Source organism: Mesorhizobium sp. AR02 (genome assembly GCF_024746835.1).
Lineage (GTDB): Bacteria > Pseudomonadota > Alphaproteobacteria > Rhizobiales > Rhizobiaceae > Mesorhizobium.
This window is the reverse complement of sequence record NZ_CP080531.1, coordinates 6,371,875-6,391,596: the sequence shown is the minus strand read 5'-3', so window position 1 is coordinate 6,391,596 and position 19,722 is coordinate 6,371,875. Positions and strand designations below refer to the sequence as shown.

The window sequence follows — 19,722 nt, the reverse complement described above, 5'->3', positions numbered from 1 at the left end:
GCTGAGTGACAGGGATTTCGGACATGCCTCGCCGATGCGTTCACGAGAGGTTCGTCTCCGCACCGCCCGACCTGATAGCGCCTGATAAAGGTGGCCTCCGGCCGAAACCGGAGGCCACCTGAGGTCAGACGACAAGCCCCTTGGTCAGCTCGAGCGCCTGGCGCTCGAACAGGCGGCGGTAGATGCCGCCCTTCAGCCGGATCAGATCGTCATGCGAGCCCTCCTCGACGATCTTGCCGCGATCGAAGACCAGCAGCCTGTCGAGCGCCCGCACCGTCGACAGCCGGTGCGCGATGACCAGCGTGGTGCGGCCGACCATCAGCCGTTCCATCGCCTGCTGGATCAGCACCTCCGATTCCGAATCGAGGCTCGATGTCGCCTCGTCCAGGATCAGGATGCGCGCATCGGCCAGGAAAGCGCGCGCGATCGCCACGCGTTGCCGCTCACCGCCCGACAGTTTGACACCGCGTTCACCGACCAGCGTGCCGTAGCCCTTCGGCAGGCTGGTGATGAAGTCGTGTGCGCTTGCCAGCTTCGCCGCATGCTCGATCTCCTCCTGCGTCGCGCTCGGCCTGGCATAGGCGATGTTCTCGGCCAGCGACCGATGGAACAGGATCGGCTCTTGCTGGACGATGGCGATCTGCCCGCGCAGCGACGCCTGCGCCACCTCTGAGATATCCTGGCCGTCGATCAGGATCTTGCCCGCATTCACGTCATAGAGCCGCTGGATGAGCTTGACGAAGGTTGTCTTGCCCGACCCGGAGTGGCCGACGAGCCCGACACGCTCCCCCGGCGCGATATCGACCGAAAAGTCGCGATAGAGCGGCGACCGGTGACTGCCATAGTGAAACGTGACGGTGTCAAAGCTGATGTCCCCTTGCGTGATCCGGATCGGCTTGGCGCCGGGCCGGTCCTCGATGCCGAGCGGTTCGGACTGGAAATCGACCAGTTCCTCCATGTCGTTGATCGAACGCTGCAAATTGCGGATATGCGTGCCGATGTCCCTGAGATAGCCCTGCAGCACGAAGAACGAAGTCAGCACGAAGGCGACGTCGCCGGCGCTCGCCTGCCCCCACGACCACAGCAGCAGCGCCAGGCCGATGACCGCGGCGCGCATGACCAGCAGCAGCGCCCCTTGCGTGGTGCCGTTGATGGTGCCGCGCACCCAGGTGCGTCGCGTGCGCGCCCGCCATTTGGCGACCACCCTGGCGAGGCGGCCCTCCTCGCGCTCCTCGGCGCCAAAGCCCTTGACCACGGCGTTGCAGCTCACCGCGTCGGCGAGCGAACCGCCGAGGCGCGTGTCCCAGGTGTTGGCGAGCCTCGCCGCCGGCGCGACATAGCCAAGCGACAGCATCGCCGTCACCATGATGAACAGCACCGAGCCGACGGCAACGACCGCACCCATCAGCGGCCAGAACCAGCCAAGCAGCAGTGTCGAGCCGACGAGCATGACCACCGACGGCAACAGCGCGATCAGGATGGTGTCGTTGAGCAGGTCGAGCGCCCACATGCCGCGCGTCACCTTGCGCACGGTCGACCCGGCAAACGAGTTGGCATGCCAGTCGGTGGAAAAGCGCTGGACGCGATGGAAGGCATCGGCGGCGATGTCGGCCATCATCTTCAGCGTCAGTTCGACGATACCCATGAACGCCAGGTTGCGCAGCACGACGCCCGTCAGCGCCAGCGCCATCAGGATGGAGAACGCCGTCATCGCGGCATTCCAGGCAATCGCGTCCGCGCCGGCACTGCTGGCGACGGCGTCGACCAGCCGGCCGGAATAGAGCGGCGTCAGGACGTCGGCCAGCGTCGACAGCAGGAAACCACCCATGATCAGCGAAAGCCGCCAGGGCTGGCGCCGCCAATGGGTGAGCGTGAAACCAAGAACGCTGCGAAAGGCGCTCGCGCGCAAATCGATCTTGAAACGAGCCATGATGTCATTCGGGCGCAAACGAGCCCGATCCCAGTAAGGTCGAAAATTGAAGAAGCCGCGCAAGGGGCTGATGATTGCCCAGAAGCGGAGTGGCATATTTTGGCGTCACGCCCGTAATCGGGCGGCGACCGGCATCGGCATAAGCCTGTGCTCAAACCGGCTCCGATGCGAAGGATCGACCTTCGCGGAGCGCCGGTAGAGACCTAGGCTTCGCGGCCTCGCATTTCAAATACTGCCATTCGGACCTCCCGCAAATGAATCGCGGAACGGTCTTTATAGTGACGGCCTGACTGACCGCCAAGACAAGCTCACGCCAAAAAGCCTATCTGGTCCAAGCACTGATGTTATTTTGCAACAAAGGGCGAACTGCGCTTACCCACGATCCCTGAAACGGTTGGTGATGGGATAGCGGCGGTCGCGGCCAAAGTTCTTCCGGGTGATCTTCACGCCCGGCGCCGCCTGCCGGCGCTTGTATTCGGCGATGTAGAGCAGATGCTCGATGCGCGTCACCGTCGCCCGGTCATGGCCGCGCGCGACGATGTCGTCGACGCCCATCTCGTTTTCGACGAGGCATTCGAGGATGTCGTCCAGCACCGGATAGGGCGGCAGCGAATCCTGATCCGTCTGGTTCTCGCGCAGTTCCGCCGACGGCGCCTTGTCGATGATGTTCTTCGGGATGACCTCACCCGAGGGACCGAGCGCGCCCGGCGGCACGTGGTTGTTGCGCCAGCGCGACAGCGCGTAGACCTGCATCTTGTAGAGATCCTTGATCGGATTGAAGCCGCCATTCATGTCGCCATAGAGCGTGGCATAGCCGACCGACATCTCGCTCTTGTTGCCTGTCGTAACCACCATCGAGCCGAACTTGTTGGACATCGCCATCAGGATGGTGCCGCGCGCGCGGCTCTGCAGATTTTCCTCGGTGATGCCTTCCTTGGTGCCTTCGAAAAGCTGCGTCAGCGTATGCAAAAAGCCTTCGACCGGCTCGAAGATCGGCACGATGTCATAGCGGCAGCCGAGCGCGCGGGCGCAGTCCTCGGCGTCCTTGAGCGAATCCTTCGACGTATAGCGGTACGGCATCATCACCGCCCGCAGCCGCTCCTCGCCGAGCGCATCGACGGCAAGGGCAGCGCAGATCGCCGAATCAATACCGCCGGACAGGCCAAGCACGACGTTCTTGAAGCCATTCTTGTTGACGTAGTCGCGCAGGCCCAGCATGCAAGCGCGATAATCGGCCTCTTCCCGCTCCGGGATCTTCGACATCGGCCCTTCCGAACAGACCCAGCCGTCCTCCCCGCGCTTCCATGTGATGACGTCGACCGCTTCCTCGAACTGGCTCATCTGGAAAGCCAATGTCTTGTCAGCGCCGATGGCAAACGAAGCGCCGTCGAAGATCAACTCATCCTGGCCGCCAAGCTGATTGGCATAGGTGATCGGCAGCCCACACTCGATCACCTGGCGGATTACCACCTGGTGGCGGACATCGATTTTGGCGCGATAGTAAGGCGAGCCATTCGGCACCAGCAGGATTTCCGCCCCGCTTTCGGCCAGCGATTCGCAGATACCGACATCGCCCCAGATGTCCTCGCAAATCGGAATGCCGATGCGCACGCCACGGAAATTGACAGGGCCCTGGATCTCCGGCCCAGCCTGGAACACACGCTTTTCGTCGAACTCGCCATAGTTCGGCAGGTCGAGCTTGTAGCGTTCGGCGATGATCTTGCCGCCATCGGCGACGATGATCGAATTGTGCGTGCCGCTCTTGCGCTTCAGCGGCGTGCCGATGATGACGCCGGGGCCGCCATCGGCAGTATCAGCGGCAAACTCTTGCGCCGCCTTTTCGCAGGCCTTCAGGAAGGCCGGCTTCAGCACCAGATCTTCAGGCGGGTAACCGGCAAGGAAAAGCTCGGTGTAAAGCACCAGATCGGCGCCCTGCCGCGCGGCATCCGCCCTCGCCTCGCGCGCCTTGGCGAGGTTACCGGCGACATCGCCGACGGTCGGGTTGAGCTGGGCGATTGCGATGCGCAGTATGTCGGGCTTCTTGGTCATGCCTGCTGACTTAGCGCGGCGGAATTGCCCGAGCAATGGCGTTCGTTTGGACCAATTCGAACGGATGTTATCCGTGTATATGGTCGACGATCAGTCGTCGCCCATATACTCGCGCAACGACTGCGGAGAATGGTTCTCGCCGATCGACATCGCCAGGACGCGCGAAATGTGCCGGCGCGGCAGGCCCGTGTCCGCCACCCATTGATTGATCTGGGCCTGGATCTTGTCGAGGTCCTTCTTCGAGGTCGGGCTTTCGGCGATGTCGAGGCCGGCGTCGCGAAGGGCTGCCGCCATGTCGGCCGAAATGACGAAGGCATCCCAGCCCAGCCAGCGCAGGAAATACTGGCCGGTGTTGCCGCCCAGCCGGCTGCCATGCTTGCCGAGATAGGCCATCAGCCCGACCTGGTCGTCGGCTGGCCAGTTGGCGAGGAATTCGCCGAAGCCGCCATGTTCCTTGGAGACGCGTTCGACGAAAGCGGCGTTGTCGCGCACGGATTTGATTTTCTGCGGGTTGCGCACAATGCGCTGGTCGGAAGCCAGATCGTGCCAGAAATCGTCAGGCTGGAACAACAGCCGCTTCGGCTCGAAGCGCAGAAACGCCTCCTCGAAACCGGGCCATTTCTGTTCGATGACGCGCCAGACAAAACCGGCGGCGAAGATCCGCTCGGCCATGGTCGAGAGAATGCGGTCGTCCGGGATGTCAGCGACGGCGGCATTGTCGGGCACCGGCCCCAGCAGCGTTGAAAGCTCCGCTTCGCCGCCCTTGCGTTTTGCCGCGCGCAGGCGAATTTTCTGGAAATCGGCCATGGGTCCCTCGCTATTGGCTTGAATGTAACACTTCCCGCGAAGCCCGGCAGCCTCTACGTCTATCTCCACTGACGACGGAGACGGCCATGAACAAGACAATCGACGAGCTGGCGAACCGCTGGCTCAAGCGACGGCCGGATGGCCTGAGTGTGCTCGAAAGCCGGGTGCTGCAATCGACGCTCGAACGCACCACGATCTCCAGGGACACCAACAAGGCGGTCGCTTTCCACCAGACCTTCGGCGACCGCCTTGCCGATACGATCGCCCGCATCGGCGGCTCATGGTCGTTCATCCTGGCCTTCCTCGCCTTCCTGGTCCTGTGGACCGTTGGCAACGTCTGGCTTTTGACGCGCGATGCCTTCGACCCCTACCCGTTCATCTTCCTCAATCTGGTGCTGTCGATGGTCGCCGCCTTGCAGGCGCCGGTGATCATGATGGCGCAGAACCGCCAGACCGAACGCGACCGCATCGATGCCGCCCACGACTACGAGGTCAATCTGAAGGCCGAGATCGAGATCATGGCGCTTCACGAAAAGCTGGATGAACTGCGCCACAGCCAGATCATCGGCATGCGCGAGGAGATCGTGCGGCTGGCGGAAGTGGTCAAGCGGATCGACGACAGGCTGGCGCAGCAGCAGTCGGCTTCATGACCGAAGCGATCCATCATTTCATCGAACAGTATGGGCTGCTTGCCGTCTTTCTCGGCTGTGTCGCCGAGGGGGAAAGTGCCGCCATCCTCGGCGGCTTCTTCGCCCACCAGCATGTTTTCGTGCTGTGGCATGCCTTTGTCGCCGCATCGCTCGGCGCCTTCGTCGGCGACACCTTCTTCTTCATCCTGGGAAGAAGTTTCGCCGATAACCGCCATGTCGTCAGGCTGCGTCGGCGGCCCGGCTTCCGCCGCGCCTACCGGCTGCTCAACACCCATCCCAATATCTTCGTGCTGTCGAACCGCTATGTCTATGGCATGCGCCTGGTCGGCGGCGTCGCCGCAGGCCTATCGACCATAGCGGCGCCGCGCTTCGTCATCCTCAACGCCATCTCATCGGTGATCTGGGCGGTGCTGTTCAGCTTAATCGGCTACGTTTTCGGGTTGGGTGCCGAGCACTTCGTCGGCCAGGCGTTGCTGCGCCACGAACGGCTGCTGATCGGGCTTGGCATCGGCCTCACCGTGGCCGTGCTTGCCTGGCTTGCCGCCCGCCACATCGCCAAGCGGGAGCGCAACCGGGAGCAGTGATGCCGCCGCCCCATGGTCGCGCGGAAGGTCAGATAGGAAAGCCGGTGATCCGCTCGATGAGCGCGATGCCCCAGACCCCGGCGACGATGACCACCGAAATCAGCACCGCCAGCGAACCGCAATCCTTGGCCAGCTGGATGTCGACATTGAACTCGCGGCTAAAGGCATCGCAGGCCGCCTCGATGCCGGTGTTCAGCACCTCGACCATGATCAGGAGCAGCACCGCCCCGATCAGCAGCGCATAGCCACGCCACGACACCGAAACGAACCACCCGGCCGGCAAGGCAAGCGCAAGGAGCATCAGCTCCTGCTGGAATGCCTTCTCGCTGGCGGCCAGCTTGCGAAACGCCCGCACTGAATTGATAAAAGCGTCGATCAGCCGCTGCATGCCCAGACCTCTTTCCGAATTACCGGCACGAGATAAAGCAACGGCCCGATCAAGGGAATAAGGCGTCTCGTCCAAAATTCATTCGCCTGGCAGCACCTTGATCGATGGCGTTGACCTTTCGAATTGCGGCAGCGCGTCGTCGATCGAATAATAGTCGCCCTTGTCGCTAACGAAGATATGACATTGACCCTGAAGGCTTGTCGGGGCGTCGAACGATCCCGCCAGGACCGAGACATAGGCGTCGTCATGCGGTTTCCAGAACAGCAACGATCCGCATGTCTTGCAAAACCCACGTTTGGCGAACGACGATGCCTCGTACCAGGTGATGTTTTCCCCGCCCTCGATGGCGATATCGGCGTCTGCGACATTGGTCGCGGCATAGAAATGCCCGCTCTGTTTCCTGCACTGCGAACAATGGCAATAGATGACGCCGCGCAATGCTCCGCGTGTCCGGAAGCGAACCGCTCCGCACAGGCATGATCCCTGGTGACTGTCGCTCATTTTGGCACCCCTTGAAGAAACCTCGTCCAGCATCGCTGCCAGGATTCCAGCTTTGCGGTGGTTACGCGCAAGCAAATACGACATCCACTGGCGTCGTGAATTCGAAACTCAGTTTCATTTTCAGCAGTGCGCCACGCGGATTTCGAATTCAAAGCCGCCAAACTGGGTGTTGTCCGCGACGATGGTGCAAAAATTTATGCTTCTACAGCCACAGGTAGAGAAAAACCTGTGGAAGTCGTGCGAATTAAGGAAACTTTAGCGCTGCCGCAATTATGGTCACGCCAAGCGAGATCGCGGGTGGGGACGCGTCTCTTCGCAAGATGTTCTGGACTATCGGGTCGCGCTCGCCAGGTCGGCGATCGATGGAATCCGCAAATTCCGAGTCGGGATCCGAGGGGAAGAGTGAATCAGACATGCAGCCGGCAGCCGCCCCAACCGAACGAAGCACCGATATCGCAGCCACGGTTGTCGCGACCATGCGCCAGCTTGGCGTGCTTGGCCTGCCGCGCAACTACGAGATCTTCTACGAGGCATTGAGCGGCACCAACCGCGAGCTCAGTCTCGCCGTCCTTGCTCTGAGCAGTCGGCCGACACAGGACGAGCTGGATAAGATCGGGCGCGCTTTCTTCGCCCAGAATCACGGTCCCAGTATCGTCGAGCATGCCCGAGACGTCATCGCCAGGGAGCTCGAGGACGTCGCTTCGCTGTTGCGAAGCGAGCGCAGCCACATTGAGAAATATGGCAGGATTCTCGACGAGACATCGAGTGGCCTGAGCAGCCGCAGCCTTCTCTCCCAGGATCTTCTGCATAAGATCGCCAACGCCATGTCGGTTGCCACCAATTCGACCATCGATCACGGCCGGCAGGTCGCCTCGACGCTTAGCGACAAGACGGCCGAACTCGAGAGCGTCAAGTCGAAGCTCGAGGAATACAAGCGGCTGGCCAACACGGATCCGTTGACCCAGATCTGGAACCGGCGCGCCTTCGACAAGGAAATCACCCGGATATACACCAGCAACAAGGGTATCCTGTTCAATGCCTTGATCCTTGCCGACATCGATCGGTTCAAGGATATCAACGACCGCTACGGCCATCCTGTCGGCGACAAGATCATCCAGATCGTTGCCGAGATTTTCCAGACCAGCATTCGCGGTGACATGTTCGTAGCCCGCACCGGCGGCGAGGAATTCGCGCTGATCATCGAGGGCGCCAGCGAAGACGCCACCTACGAGATCGCCGAGCGCATTCGCGCCCTGATCGAGCAGACGCCGTTCATCAGCAGCCAGACAGGCATGAACTACGGCACCGTGACGGTCTCGATGGGCATCTGCATGGCATCCGAGGCCGAAGGCCCGGAGGACCTCTACACCAAGGCCGACCGGGCGCTCTACCGGTCGAAGGTCAGCGGGCGCAACCGTGTCACCAAGCATTCGACGATGGCCGGCCGCGCCGGCAAGAGCTGGCTGCTCTACAAGAAGGACTGACGCCGGTCGCCGTCCACCGGCAGTGCACGCGTCTTTCCAATTGGATGGCGATGCCCGGCTGGGGTGTCGGGTCCATCAGACATAGACGTCGGCCCAATCAAACATAGGCGAAGCCGGCGGCGATCACGCCCAGGGCGCCCAGCGCCAGCGAGCCTATCCACGGCCAGCGTTTGCCACGGGTGATGATGGAGAGTGTCGCGACGGCGATCGAGATGTGCAGCAGCGTCACCGCAAACGTCAGGACATGGTGACGATGTTCGCGCACGTCGCTATCGCGCAGCTTTTCATCGACCTGCTTTTCAAATTCGGTCGCCTTGGCCTGGATCTCCGCGCCATCGGCTTCATTGCGCTTCGCAGCGGCCTGGAATTGGTCGGTTCCGGGGCCGCCCATCGCCGCCGCTATCTCATAGCTGTTCTTCTTGATGCTCTTTGCCTGGAAGAAACTCCACTGATCGCTGGCCTTGTTTTGGAGATAGGCCGCCTCGCTCTTGTCGTTGATCGCCTCCGCGGTTTCGAGGGACTCGAAGCTGCCGACCGTCGCGGCGAGAACCGCCAGCACCGCTATGGTGACGGAGACCGTGGTCAGAAAGGCATTGCCCTCACGCGCGGCATGTTCGGCATGCTCGGCATTCTCAAGGTGCTCCTGGGTAGCGTCTTCCATTGCCATTCGTCGAATCCTGGCCAGCGTTGATTGGGTCGACCGCGAACCTTCACCCCAATCTTGGTTTTGCAGAGGTCGCGTCAGTATAAATTTTCGTAAGGTTTGACGTGACGACCGCCTGGACAACATCGTCCCGGAACAAGAAAAAGGCGCCGGATTTCTCAGGCGCCTTCACGTGTTGGTCGATTGAGGTCGGCAGGATCAGCCGTTGACGGCCTGCTTTTGCTGCACCGGATGGCTTTTCTTCAAGAGATCCGACACCAGGAAGGCCAGTTCGATCGCCTGGTCGGCGTTGAGGCGCGGGTCGCAATGGGTGTGGTAGCGGTCCTGCAATTCCTCGGCCGTGATGGCGCGCGCACCTCCGGTGCACTCGGTGACGTTCTTGCCGGTCATCTCGACATGGATGCCGCCGGGATGCGTGCCTTCGGCGCGGTGCACCTCGAAGAAGGTCTGCACCTCCTTCAGGATGCGGTCGAACGGCCGCGTCTTGTAGCCGGCGGCCTCGATGGTGTTGCCATGCATCGGGTCCGACGACCAGACCACGCTGCGGCCTTCCTTCTGCACCGCGCGCACCAGCTTCGGCAGGTGATCGGCGACCTTGTCCGAACCAAAGCGCGCGATCAGCGTCAGCCGGCCGGGCTCGTTCTCGGGGTTGAGCAGGTCGATAAGCTCCAGCAGGCCGTCCGGCGTCAGCGACGGGCCGCATTTCAGGCCGAGCGGGTTCTTGATGCCGCGGCAATATTCGACATGGGCGTGGTCGGGCTGCCGGGTGCGGTCGCCGATCCAGATCATGTGGCCCGAGGTGGCGTACCAGTCGCCCGAGGTCGAATCGACACGGGTCAGCGCCTCCTCATAGCCGAGCAGCAGCGCTTCATGGCTGGTGTAGAAATCGGTCTCGCGCAGCGCGTAATTGGTTTCCGAGGTGATGCCGACGGCCTTCATGAAGTCCATCGTCTCGGTGATGCGGTTGGCGAGTGACTCGTATTTTTCGCCTTGCGGGCTGTCGGAGACGAAGCCGAGCATCCAGCGATGCACGTTCTCCAGGCTGGCATAGCCGCCCTGCGCGAACGCGCGCAGAAGGTTGAGCGTCGCCGCCGACTGGCGATAGGCCATTTCCTGGCGCGCGGGATCGGGAATGCGCGACTTCTGGTCGAATTCGATGCCGTTGATGATGTCACCGCGATAGCTCGGCAAAGTCACATCGCCCTTGGTCTCGTTGTCGGACGAGCGCGGCTTGGCGAACTGGCCGGCGACGCGGCCGACCTTCACCACCGGCTGCGCGCCGGCAAAGGTCAGCACGACCGACATCTGCAGGAAGACGCGGAAAAAGTCGCGGATATTGTCCGCGCCGTGCTCGGCAAAGCTCTCGGCGCAATCGCCGCCCTGGAGCAGGAAGGCGTCGCCATTTGCCACAGCCGCGAGCTGCTTCTTCAGCTTGCGCGCTTCACCGGCAAAAACCAGCGGCGGGAAGGTGGCGAGCTGGGCTTCCGTGTTCTTGAGCGCGGCAAGGTCCGGATAGGCAGGAACCTGCTTGATCGGCTTTGTTCTCCACGAATTCGGCGACCATTTCGTCATCGCTGCACCCAACGTTCTTTCCGGCGAGCACCCTCGCCCGCCTTTTCCCGCCCCTATATGGGGTGGCGGCTCCATACACGAAGCCGATTTCCTATTCTAGACCGGAATTTCAGTGCTGGCGAATGCACAAGCGGTGCTGAGTGCGTTGAGATTCAGGTCAGGGCGAGCCGAAAATGGCTGATACCGAGAACCGGAGCGCAGCGGACATTTGGGTCCGTGAGCACCGGAAGCGCAGGTATCAGCCATTTGCAGGCCGGCATCACCTGAATATCAATGCACCTCAGGCCGCCTTCTCCACCAGCCTTGCCAGCTGTGTCATCACCACCGCCGAACCCGCCAGGCGCTTGTCCGGCGTCGGCCAATCGCGCACGAAGACAACGCTGTGGTCCGGCCGGATCTTGGCCAGAGAGCCCTGCTCGCCGATGAACTTGACCAGCCCGACCGGGTTGGAGAATTCGCGCTTGCGGAAATGGATGACGACGCCCTTCGGCCCGGCGTCGAGCTTCTCGACATTGGCCTTGCGGCAAAGCGCCTTGATGAAGACGATCTTCAGGAGATGCTTCACCTCGTCCGGCAGCGGCCCGAACCGATCGATCAGTTCCGCGCCGAAAGCATCGATCTCCTCGGTGTTTTCGAGGTCGCCGAGACGGCGGTAGAGCGCCAGTCTGAGCTGCAGGTCCGGCACATAGCTTTCCGGGATCATCACCGCCGTGCCGACGGCGATCTGCGGCGACCAGCCGCCATCCTGGACCTCGCCGGAATCCTTCACCTCGGCCACCGCCTCCTCCAGCATCTGCTGGTAGAGCTCGAAGCCGACCTCCTTGATATGGCCCGACTGCTCCTCGCCGAGAAGATTGCCGGCGCCACGGATATCGAGATCGTGGCTGGCGAGCTGGAAGCCGGCACCCAGCGTGTCGAGCGACTGCAGCACTTTCAGCCGGCGCTCGGCGGTGTCGGTGAGCTTGCGGTTGGCCGGCAGCGTGAACAGCGCATAGGCGCGCACCTTCGAACGCCCGACGCGGCCGCGCAGCTGGTAGAGCTGCGACAGGCCGAACATGTCGGCGCGATGGATGATCAGCGTGTTGGCGGTCGGAATGTCGAGGCCGGATTCGACGATGGTCGTCGACAGAAGCACATCGTACTGGCCGTCATAGAAGGCGTTCATGATGTCGTCGAGTTCGCCCGGTGGCATCTGGCCATGAGCCACCGCCACCTTCAATTCGGGGACAGTTTCCTTCAGGAAATCATGGATTTCAGCGAGATCGCTGATGCGTGGAACGACATAGAAGGAATGCCCGCCGCGATAGCGCTCGCGAAGCAGCGTCTCGCGAATGACCAGCGGATCGAAGGGCGAAATGAAGGTGCGCACCGCCATGCGGTCGACCGGCGGCGTGGCGATCAGCGACAGTTCGCGCACGCCCGTCAGCGCCAGCTGCAAGGTACGCGGGATCGGCGTTGCCGACAGCGTCAGCACGTGGACGTCGGTCTTCAGATCCTTCAGCCGTTCCTTGTGCTTGACGCCAAAATGCTGCTCCTCGTCGATGATCAGCAGGCCGAGATTCTTGAACGAGATGGCGGAGCCGAGCAGCGCATGGGTGCCGATGACGATGTCGACCTGGCCCTCGGCGATGCCCTTTTTGGTTTCCGTCAGTTCCTTGGCGCCCACCAGCCGCGAGGCCTGGGCGACACGGATCGGCAGGCCGGAAAAACGCTGCGAAAACGTCTTGAAATGCTGACGCGATAGCAGCGTCGTCGGCACCACCACGGCGACCTGGAACCCTTCCATCGCCGCGATGAAGGCGGCGCGCAGCGCCACTTCGGTCTTGCCGAAGCCGACATCGCCGCAGATCAGCCGGTCCATCGGCTTGCCGGCGCCAAGGTCATCCCTGACCGAGTCGATCGCCGTCTGCTGGTCGTCGGTCTCCTCATAGGGGAAACGGGCTGAGAATTCGTCATAGAGGCCTTCGGCCGGCACCAGCGCCGGCGCGGCGCGCATCTGCCGCTCGGCGGCGATGCGGATCAGCTGACCGGCCATGTCGAGCAGGCGCCGCTTCAGCTTTGCCTTGCGCGACTGCCAGGCGCCGCCGCCAAGCTTGTCCAGCGTCGCCTCGGCGGAATCGGAGCCGTAGCGCGACAGGAGCTCGATATTTTCCACCGGCAGGAACAGCCGGTCATCGCCGGCATAGTGGATTTCCAGGCAATCATGCGGCGCACCAACGGCTTCGATGGTGCGCAGGCCGATGAAGCGACCAATGCCATGGTCGGCATGGACGACGATATCGCCGGCCGACAAGGCCGAGGCTTCGGCAATGAAGTCGGAAGCGCGCTTCTTGCGCTTCGAACGCCGGATCAGCCGGTCGCCCAGAATATCCTGTTCGGCGACGACGACCAGTTTTTCGGTCTCGAAGCCGGATTCGAGCGGCAATACGGCCAATGCCGCCTGCCCCGGCTCGAGCTGTTCGGCTTCCGCAAGTGTTTCCACCTGCTTGAGATTGCCGAGATGATGCTCGGCCAGAATCTGCCCAAGCCTGTCAAGCGAGCCTTCGGTCCAGCCCGCGACCACGACACGCCGGCGCGCCGCGCGCTCGTCGGCAAGGTGCCTGACGACGACGTCGAAGACGTTGGCGTTGGGGTCGGCGCGCTCCTCGACGAAGCTGCGGCCATGGCGCGAGCCGGCGTGATAGACCTTTTTCGCGCCGGCATCGGGCGCATCAAAGGGCGTGAAGTCGATCGCTTCCCTTGGCCCGAGCGAGGCGATCAGGTTTTCCGGCGAGAGGTAAAGCAGGTCCGGTGCCACCGGCTTGTAGGGCACGGCATCCTTCAATGCGGCATCGGCCTGCTTTTTGCGCGCTTCATAGTGGTCGAGGATCAGCGTGTGGCGCTCGGCCAGCGCCTCATGCGCCAAGTGATCGAAGATGACCGGCGTGTCAGGGAGATAGTCGAATACGGTCTCCAGCCGCTCATAGAAGAACGGCAGCCAGTGCTCCATGCCGGCGAAGCGCCGGCCTTCGCTGACCGCTGCATAGAGCCCGTCGTCGCGCTGGGGTGCGCCAAAGGCCTCGATATAGGAGCGGCGGAAGCGGCTGATGGTTTCGGGCGTCAGCGCTACTTCGCTCATCGCCTGCAGCGCCATCGACTTGCGCTGGCCGGTGGTGCGCTGGGTGGCGGCATCGAAGACCCGGATCGATTCCAGTGTATCGCCGAAGAAGTCGAGCCTCAGCGCCTCGGTCCAGCCGGGGGCGAAGAGGTCCAGAATGCCGCCGCGCACCGCGAATTCACCGACGCCGCGCACGGTCGGCACGCGTTCGAACCCCGATGTTTCCAGCCGCGACACCAGCGCGTTCATGTCGATCTGGTTGCCGGGCCTGGCGTGGAAAGTCTGCGCCTCGACCAGGTCGGCCGGCGGAATGCGCTGCAGCAACGCATTGGCGGTGGTGAGGATGACGGCGCGATGCGGTTTCTTCGCCAGCGCGATCATGGCGGTCAGCGCGTCGAGGCGCTTGGCTGCGGCGTCCGAACCGGGCGAAACGCGATCGTAGGGCAGACAGTCCCAGGCCGGCAGTTCCAGCACCGGCAGGCCGGGTGCGGCGAAGGCCAGCGCCTCGATGATCGCCGGCAGGCGCTGTCCGTCGCGCGCCACGAACAGCACCGGCTTGTCGGGTGCGATTTCGAGGGCGGCCTGCACCAGCGCAAACGCCTCGTAGCCATCGGCGACCCCGTCGACGATGAACTGGCCGGCGCGGCCTTTCGGCAGGCCAATGGTGGGAATGAGGCTCATCAAATCACGGTCTTGTTTTGTCGCAATTCCGGACGGAAAACCGCTTCGCACTTTTCCTGGAATTGCTTGTGTTCAGAATGTCATGGTCCGGCGGGACGCCAGGATCTTTTGCAGGACGGCACAATCGATATCCGCCGGCACCGGGCGTTCGCCAGTGATCAGCGGCAGGAATTCGGTGTCGGGAATATCGAGAAGCCCTTCATATTGGTCGATTTCCTTAGCCGTCAAGGCACCGATCTCGGTATCGGCGAAGGTGCCGAGGATCAAATCCATCTCGCGCATGCCGCGATGCCAGGAACGGAACAAGAGCTTGCGGCGGCGGGCGTCCAGCCCCTCGCTTGATCGTTTCGTTCCAGTCATTGTGCCGCATCCTCACTTGCTGCGGCGCATATAGCGTGGATAGAAGGGGCTGTCAGCCTTGCGCTGCGGCCGTCGCGACATAAGCTGACATCATGCGTCCTTCCATCCTCGATCCGCTGTTTGTTCCGATCACTTCGCTTGCCGGCGTCGGGCCGAAGGTTGGCGCGCTGATCGAGAAGGTTGTTGCCGCCGATCTCGGCGATCGCGCCGCACGTGCCGGCGATCTTCTGTTCGTGCTGCCGCATACCGTCATCGACCGCCGCAGCCGGCCGGGCATTGCAGGTTCCGCGGAAGGCCAGATCGTAACGCTCGACGTGCGCATCGACCGCCACCAGCCGCCGCCGCGTGGCAACCGGTCGGTGCCCTACCGGGTCTACGCTCATGACGATACCGGCGAAATCGGCCTGACCTTTTTCCATGCGCATGCCGCCTATCTCGAAAAGGCAATGCCTGTCGGCGAGCATGTCGTGGTCTCGGGCCGCATGGAATGGTTCAACGGCCGCCCGACCATGGTCCACCCCGACCATATCGCGCTGGCCAGCGAGGCGGAAAACCTGCCGCTGGTCGAACCGGTCTATCCGCTCACCGCCGGGCTTTCGGGCAAGGTGCTGCGCCGGGCGATCGGTCAGGCGCTGGCGCGCTTGCCCGAATTGCCGGAATGGCAGGATGGCGCCTTCATGCGCCGGCACACTTTCCCGGCCTTTGCCGACGCGCTCGCCCGCATCCACAATCCGGCCGACCCTATCGATGTTTCCATCGATGGCGCGGCCTGGCGGCGTCTTGCCTATGACGAATTGCTGGCGGGCCAGGTCTCGCTGGCGCTGGTCCGGTCAAAGATCCGCCGCCTGTCCGGCCGCCCGCTGGTCGGCGACGGCCGCATCGTCGAGAAACTGCGTGCCGCCCTTCCCTATTCACTGACATCAAGCCAGGAATTCGCGCTGGCTGAAATCAATGCTGACCTTGCCGACCCCGAGCGCATGCTGCGGCTGCTGCAGGGCGATGTCGGCTCCGGCAAGACGGTGGTCGCGTTGCTTGCCATGGCACGCGCGGTCGAGGCCGGCGGCCAGGCGGCGCTGATGGCGCCGACCGAAATCCTGGCCCGCCAGCATCTGGCGACGATTGCTCCGCTCGCCGCCAAGGTCGGGCTGCGCATTGCCATTCTGACCGGCCGCGAAAAGGGCCGCGAGCGCACCGAAACGCTCGCCGGCCTCGCAAGCGGCGAGATCGACATCGTCGTCGGCACCCACGCGCTGTTCCAGGAGACGGTCACTTTCCACGATCTGGTCCTGGCCGTCATCGACGAGCAGCATCGTTTTGGCGTCCACCAGCGGCTTGCCATCACCGCCAAGGGCGACGCGCCAGACATGCTGGTGATGACCGCGACACCGATCCCGCGCACGCTGGTGCTAACCGCCTTCGGCGACATGGATGTCTCCAAGTTGACGGAGAAGCCGGCCGGCCGCCAGCCGATCCGCACCGTCACCTTGCCGCTAGAGAGGCTCGACGAACTGGTTGGCCGCATGGAGGACGCAGTCGCCGGGGGCCAGAAAGTCTACTGGATCTGTCCGCTGGTCGAGGAATCCGAAGAGATCAAGCTGATGTCGGCCGAGGATCGCTTCGCTTCGCTGAAGCCGCTGTTCGGCGACCGCATCGGCCTCGTCCACGGCCGCATGAAGGGCGCCGAGAAGGATGAGGCGATGCGCGCCTTCAAAGAGGGCGAGACGCGCATCCTGATCGCCACCACGGTCATCGAGGTCGGCGTCGATGTGCCGGACGCCACCGTCATGGTCATCGAACATGCCGAGCGCTTTGGCCTTGCGCAACTGCACCAGCTGCGCGGCCGGGTCGGGCGCGGCGACAAGCCATCCTCCTGCGTGCTGCTCTACAAGGACCCGCTCGGCGAGACGGCAAAACGCCGGCTGTCGGTGATGCGAGAGACCGAGGACGGTTTCCTGATCGCCGAGGAGGATCTGAAATTGCGCGGCGAAGGCGAACTTCTGGGCACCCGCCAGTCGGGTACACCGGGTTTCCAGGTGGCGCGCATCGAGGCGCATGCCGACCTGCTGGAGGCCGCCCGCGACGATGCCAGGCTGATCCTGTCGCGCGACCCGGAGCTGCAATCCGACCGCGGCGAGGCGCTGCGCCTGCTGCTCTATTTGTTCGGCCGCGACGAGGCCGTACGGCTTTTGCGCGCCGGATGAGATCCTAGCGGCGGATTGGCCACCGTTCCGTTGATCGGCTCGCCATTCAGCGTCACCATCTTGCTCTTCACTTCGGGCGCCACCAGCCCGGCCGACACGATCAGCTTGGCGCCATCCTCGATCGTCATGTCGAGCAGCACAATGTCCGACTTCAGCACATACATCAGGAAGCCGGTCGTCGGGTTCGGCGTGCAAGGCATGAACACGGCGATCAGCGGATCGCCTTCCTGATCGAGCTTCTCATTGATCTCGGTTTCCTTCCCGCCGGCGACGAAGACCAGCGACCACACGCCCTTGCGCGGATATTCGACCAGCCCGACCTGGCGGAACATGTCGCCCTTGTTCGACAGCACGGTCTCGAAAATCTGCTTCAGCGAGCCATAGATGCCGCGCACCAGCGGCATGCGGCCAAGCAGGCGCTCACCGAAACCGACAATGGCGCGGCCGACAATGTTGGCGGTGAGAAAACCGATCAGCGTGATCAGGATCAGTGCAACGATCAGCCCGAATCCCGGGACCGGAAATGGCAGATAGGTGTCGGGGCTGTAACGCGCCGGAATATAGGGCTTTACCCAGGAATCGACCCAGCCGATGAACGACCAGGCGATATAGGCGGTGATCGCCAAAGGCGCGCAGACGATGAAGCCCGTGAGGAAATAGTTCCTCAGCCGGGTCATGCCGGAGGTCTTGGGAGCATCGGACATGGTTCACCGGGGCGCGGGTTGCAGCGCAACATTAGTGAACCGTAGCCCGGTTTGGAACTGCGAAGTTTTTAAAGGCGCCTGTTTAAAAAGCGCCTACTCCACCGTCACCGACTTCGCCAGATTGCGCGGCTGGTCGACGTCGGTGCCCATGAACACGGCGGCGAAATAGGCCAGCATCTGGATCGGCAGCGCGTAGATGATCGGCGAGATGATTTCCGGCACATCCGGCAGGATGATCGTCTCCATCGTCTTCACGCTTGAGTGCGCTGCGCCCTTGCTGTCGGTGATCAGGATGATCTTGCCGCCACGCGCCGCCACTTCCTGCATGTTCGACACGGTTTTCTCGAAGATGCGGTCATGCGGCGCGATCACGATGACCGGCATGTTCTCGTCGATCAGCGCGATCGGCCCATGTTTCAACTCGCCCGCCGCATAGCCTTCGGCGTGGATATAGGAGATTTCCTTGAGTTTCAGCGCGCCTTCCATGGCCAGCGGGAAATTGGTGTCGCGGCCGAGATAGAGCACGTCCTTGTAGCGCGACAGTTCGCGCGCGATGCGCTCGATCTGCTCTTCGAGCTTGAGCACCTGGTTGGCATAGCGCGGCGCTTCCGAAAGCGCGCGCACCAGGGTCTTTTCCTGCTCCTTCGAAATCGTGCCGCGCGCCACGCCGGCGCGCACGGCGAGAGACGCCAGGACGGATAGCTGGCAGGTAAAAGCCTTGGTCGAGGCGACGCCGATCTCCGGCCCGGCCAGCGTCGGCAGCACGACGTCGGATTCGCGCGCCATGGTCGATTCCCGCACATTGACGACGGCGCCGATCTTCATGCCGGCCTTGCGGCAGTAGCGCAGCGAGGCCAGCGTGTCGGCGGTCTCACCCGACTGCGAGATGAAGAAAGCGGCATCGTTGGCCGACAGCGGCATTTCGCGATAGCGGAACTCCGAGGCGACATCGATGTCGACCGGCAGCCGCGCATAGCGCTCGAACCAGTATTTGCCGATCAGGCCGGCGAGATAGGCAGTGCCGCAGGCCGAGATCGCCAGCCGGCCGATCTTGGCGAAATCGAACGGCAGATCGAGCGGCTTCGAGACGCCGGAGACGAAATCCACATAATGCGCCAGCGTGTGCGAGATCACCTCGGGCTGCTCATGGATTTCCTTCTCCATGAAATGGCGCCGGTTGCCCTTGTCGACCATGAAGCTGGTCGACAGCGACTGCTGCCGCTTGCGCTCGACCTTTTTGCCGTCGATGTCGAAGATGGCGACGCTGTCGCGGCGCACCACAGCCCAGTCGCCGTCTTCGAGATAGGTGATCGAATTGGTGAACGGCGCGAGCGCGATGGCATCGGAGCCCAAGAACATCTCGCCATCGCCATGGCCGACGGCAAGCGGCGGACCGTTGCGGGCGCCGACGATCAGGTTCTCGTCGCCCTTGAACATGATCGCCAGCGCAAAGGCGCCTTCCAGCCGCTTCAGCGCCTGGTGCGCGGCCTCGACCGGCTTCAGCCCCTTGGCGAGTTCGTGCGCCACCAGATGGGCGACAACCTCGGTGTCGGTCTGCGACGAGAAGGCATAACCGTCACGGATCAACTCGTCGCGCAGCTCGGAAAAATTCTCGATGATGCCGTTATGGACGATGGCGACACCGTCGGAAAAATGCGGATGCGCATTGATCTCGTTGGGCACGCCATGGGTTGCCCAGCGCGTGTGGCCGATACCGATCGTGCCGTCGAGCGGCTCGTCCCTGAGACGGCGCTCGAGGTTGATCAGCTTGCCTTCGGCGCGCCGGCGGGCGAGCTGACCACGCTCGATGGTGGCGACGCCGGCCGAGTCATAGCCGCGATATTCGAGCCGTTTCAGGGCGTCGACGATGAGCGGCGCAACCTGCGAATGGCCGATGATTCCAACGATACCGCACATGCAGACAGTCCCCGATTCCCCATGCAAAACCAGCGCTATTTAGGAATGGCCGGCCTGCCGTGAAAGTCACATTGCATTTCGTCCGGTGTAACGGACGGTTGCGCAGGCATGCACCATGCCAGACCGCTCTTGC

At 62.9% G+C, this 19,722-nt stretch carries 15 protein-coding genes; 4 read left to right on the top strand and 11 right to left on the bottom strand.

The window, feature by feature from the left end; translation table 11 throughout:
- Window positions 1-124: 124 nt before the first annotated feature.
- The 3 genes from DBIPINDM_RS35125 to DBIPINDM_RS35115 all read right to left on the bottom strand — a co-directional run bounded on the left by DBIPINDM_RS35125 (window position 125) and on the right by DBIPINDM_RS35115 (window position 4,786).
- Complete coding sequence (locus DBIPINDM_RS35125) at window positions 125-1,930, bottom strand: ABC transporter ATP-binding protein (RefSeq protein WP_258583531.1); 1,806 nt, start codon at window positions 1,928-1,930, stop codon at window positions 125-127.
- Between the two features lie 372 nt (window positions 1,931-2,302).
- Complete coding sequence (locus DBIPINDM_RS35120; RefSeq protein ID WP_258583530.1) at window positions 2,303-3,979, bottom strand: NAD+ synthase; 1,677 nt, start codon at window positions 3,977-3,979, stop codon at window positions 2,303-2,305.
- A 90-nt stretch (window positions 3,980-4,069) separates the two neighbouring features.
- Complete coding sequence (locus DBIPINDM_RS35115) at window positions 4,070-4,786, bottom strand: DNA-3-methyladenine glycosylase I (RefSeq protein WP_258583529.1); 717 nt, start codon at window positions 4,784-4,786, stop codon at window positions 4,070-4,072.
- Window positions 4,787-4,872: 86 nt separating this feature from the next.
- On the opposite strand from DBIPINDM_RS35115, the gene DBIPINDM_RS35110 reads away from it, so the two are divergent.
- Both DBIPINDM_RS35110 and DBIPINDM_RS35105 read left to right on the top strand, forming a co-directional pair.
- A complete protein-coding gene (locus tag DBIPINDM_RS35110; RefSeq protein WP_258583528.1) occupies window positions 4,873-5,436 on the top strand; it encodes a DUF1003 domain-containing protein in 564 nt (187 codons plus the stop codon).
- Window positions 5,433-6,020, top strand: coding sequence for a DedA family protein (locus DBIPINDM_RS35105; RefSeq protein WP_258583527.1), 588 nt, complete (start codon window positions 5,433-5,435; stop codon window positions 6,018-6,020). The genes DBIPINDM_RS35110 and DBIPINDM_RS35105 overlap by 4 nt, the downstream gene beginning before the upstream one ends.
- A 28-nt stretch (window positions 6,021-6,048) precedes the next feature.
- On the opposite strand, the gene DBIPINDM_RS35100 is transcribed toward DBIPINDM_RS35105, so the two are convergent.
- Together DBIPINDM_RS35100 and DBIPINDM_RS35095 are read right to left on the bottom strand one after the other, a co-directional pair.
- Complete coding sequence (locus tag DBIPINDM_RS35100) at window positions 6,049-6,408, bottom strand: diacylglycerol kinase (protein WP_258583526.1); 360 nt, start codon at window positions 6,406-6,408, stop codon at window positions 6,049-6,051.
- 78 nt (window positions 6,409-6,486) lie between these two features.
- Window positions 6,487-6,909 carry a GFA family protein gene (locus DBIPINDM_RS35095; protein WP_258583525.1) on the bottom strand — a complete coding sequence of 141 codons (423 nt, stop codon included), beginning with the start codon at window positions 6,907-6,909 and terminating at the stop codon, window positions 6,487-6,489.
- 413 nt (window positions 6,910-7,322) lie between these two features.
- Between DBIPINDM_RS35095 and DBIPINDM_RS35090 the strand changes: the two genes are divergently transcribed.
- Entirely contained in the window at window positions 7,323-8,393 is a 1,071-nt protein-coding gene (locus DBIPINDM_RS35090) for a sensor domain-containing diguanylate cyclase (protein WP_258583524.1), read from the top strand.
- A gap of 97 nt (window positions 8,394-8,490) precedes the next feature.
- On the opposite strand, the gene DBIPINDM_RS35085 is transcribed toward DBIPINDM_RS35090, so the two are convergent.
- From DBIPINDM_RS35085 to DBIPINDM_RS35070, 4 genes are all read right to left on the bottom strand, one after another.
- Window positions 8,491-9,060, bottom strand: coding sequence for a DUF4337 domain-containing protein (locus DBIPINDM_RS35085; protein WP_258583523.1), 570 nt, complete (start codon window positions 9,058-9,060; stop codon window positions 8,491-8,493).
- A 195-nt stretch (window positions 9,061-9,255) separates the two neighbouring features.
- Window positions 9,256-10,629, bottom strand: a complete 1,374-nt coding sequence (locus tag DBIPINDM_RS35080) for a class II 3-deoxy-7-phosphoheptulonate synthase (RefSeq protein ID WP_258583520.1) — start codon at window positions 10,627-10,629, stop codon at window positions 9,256-9,258.
- 280 nt (window positions 10,630-10,909) lie between these two features.
- Window positions 10,910-14,407 (bottom strand): transcription-repair coupling factor, encoded by a 3,498-nt coding sequence (gene mfd / locus DBIPINDM_RS35075; protein WP_258583519.1) that lies wholly within the window; start codon window positions 14,405-14,407, stop codon window positions 10,910-10,912.
- 72 nt (window positions 14,408-14,479) lie between these two features.
- Window positions 14,480-14,767, bottom strand: a complete 288-nt coding sequence (locus DBIPINDM_RS35070; RefSeq protein ID WP_258583518.1) for a succinate dehydrogenase assembly factor 2 — start codon at window positions 14,765-14,767, stop codon at window positions 14,480-14,482.
- A gap of 92 nt (window positions 14,768-14,859) precedes the next feature.
- Between DBIPINDM_RS35070 and recG the strand changes: the two genes are divergently transcribed.
- Entirely contained in the window at window positions 14,860-16,968 is a 2,109-nt protein-coding gene (gene recG, locus DBIPINDM_RS35065) for an ATP-dependent DNA helicase RecG (protein WP_258583517.1), read from the top strand.
- Here the strand turns inward: recG and DBIPINDM_RS35060 are convergent.
- Together DBIPINDM_RS35060 and glmS are read right to left on the bottom strand one after the other, a co-directional pair.
- Window positions 16,920-17,672: a DUF502 domain-containing protein gene (locus tag DBIPINDM_RS35060; RefSeq protein WP_258583516.1), complete on the bottom strand. Its 753-nt coding sequence runs from the start codon at window positions 17,670-17,672 to the stop codon at window positions 16,920-16,922. The two genes, recG and DBIPINDM_RS35060, sit on opposite strands and share 49 nt — an antisense overlap.
- 93 nt (window positions 17,673-17,765) lie before the next feature.
- Window positions 17,766-19,589: a glutamine--fructose-6-phosphate transaminase (isomerizing) gene (gene glmS / locus DBIPINDM_RS35055; RefSeq protein ID WP_258583515.1), complete on the bottom strand. Its 1,824-nt coding sequence runs from the start codon at window positions 19,587-19,589 to the stop codon at window positions 17,766-17,768.
- Window positions 19,590-19,722 lie beyond the last annotated feature (133 nt).